2 protein-coding genes are annotated in these 1,457 nt (G+C 38.4%); both read right to left on the bottom strand.

Translation table 11 applies throughout. The annotated features are described in order from the left end of the window. Window positions 1-222: 222 nt before the first annotated feature. Window positions 223-732 carry a hypothetical protein gene (locus AC0QT1_RS08595; RefSeq protein ID WP_473202126.1) on the bottom strand — a complete coding sequence of 170 codons (510 nt, stop codon included), beginning with the start codon at window positions 730-732 and terminating at the stop codon, window positions 223-225. Window positions 733-817: 85 nt separating this feature from the next. Continuing rightward, window positions 818-1,457 (bottom strand): hypothetical protein (locus tag AC0QT1_RS08590; RefSeq protein WP_473202125.1); only part of this gene is annotated, 640 nt, incomplete at its 5' end.

Below are 1,457 nucleotides of genomic sequence, written 5' to 3'. Positions count from 1 at the left end.
ACCCAATTGACCAGCCTTGACATCAGAAAAGTCTCTTAAAGCTTTAATGCGATAAACAGTACGATTACCAAAGACACGCGTTTCATTAGTAAGTTCATATTTTTTAGATACAGTTATAGTAGACATAGGGAAGCTCCTATCTAAATAATGGATAAAATTTTGAGTGAAATGTTCTTTAAAGATGGACGCCCCCGCCGCGCCCGCGGTGTTATTTATGCTGCTTTAAAAGCGACACATTACAAAGGAAATTTCTCCATAGGGAGAGAGCCGCTCTGTATAAACATTCTCTCTTGTATTGCCATGGGCATTTTTAGTCACAACAGCCATGCCATAGGCACTTGCATTTTCATAAATATGAACATTACTGATAATTTTTGCACTATCAAAAACCCGCGCATTATCATACACATGGGCATTGGCAAAAATCTTTGCAAAGTCATAAACATGGGCATTGCCATAAACAAAACCACCCACCGCCGCATTTCCATAAACCCTAGCGTTTTCATAAACACGACCAGGTTTTAAAACATAGGCATCATCAGCAACCCAGCAATTGCCATCATGAGAGAGATTATCTTCAGTTTCAATAAAACCACCTAGTTGACCAGCCTTGACATCATCAAAATCTCTTAATGCACGAATGCGATAAAGGGTATGATTATCAAAAACACGCGTTTCATTAGTAAGTTCATATTTTTTAGAGACAATTTTAGATACAGTTGTAGTAGACATAGGGAAGCTCCTATCTAATAATCGATAAAATTTTGAGTGAAATGTTCTTTAAAGAGGGGCGCCCCCGCCGCGCCCGCGCGTTTATTTACGCAGCATCTTTGATAGACTGATCGTTAGTACAAATATCATCACGAATTTTTATATGGCTATTAACCACAGCATTGCCATAAATTTTTACATGATGATCGATATTTGATTTCCCATAAACCTTGGCATTATCATAAATCCTTGCCAAGCAACCAACGCGCGCCGAGCCAGAGACCTTTGCATTGCCATAGACACTTGCATAATCCTTAATCCAAGCATTGCAAAAAACATGCGCATTATCATAAATATGCGCCCAGACATAAATGCGTGATTTACCATAAACATGGGCATTCCCAAAAACATAGCCACAAATATGTGCTGACTCATAAACCCGTGCGTTATCATAAACCTTGGCACCATCAGCAATAGTAGCGTTATTACTTACAACGGCATTGCCATAGACATGCCCACAGACCCTAGCGTTATCGTTAATTTTTGCATTTTCATAAACATGAGCTTTATAATCAAACACCCATGCCTTGCCATTTACAGTAGCATTTCCATAAACCTTTGCTTGTCTAAAAACTTTAGCTTCTTGATAAATTTTAGCATTCTCATAAAGCTTGGCATTCAAAAAAACGGCGGCATTATCATAAATCCAACAATTACCATCATGAGAGAGGTTATCTTCATTTTCA

Source organism: Bartonella sp. P12B (genome assembly GCF_055796185.1).
The sequence above is the reverse complement of the archived record's forward strand: the minus strand, read 5'-3'. Positions and strand labels throughout refer to the sequence as shown.

Excerpts from the sequence above, each read along its gene's own strand:
- AC0QT1_RS08595 (WP_473202126.1), bottom strand. The coding sequence starts at position 732 with ATGTCTACTACAACTGTATCTAAAATTGTCTCTAAAAAATATGAACTT.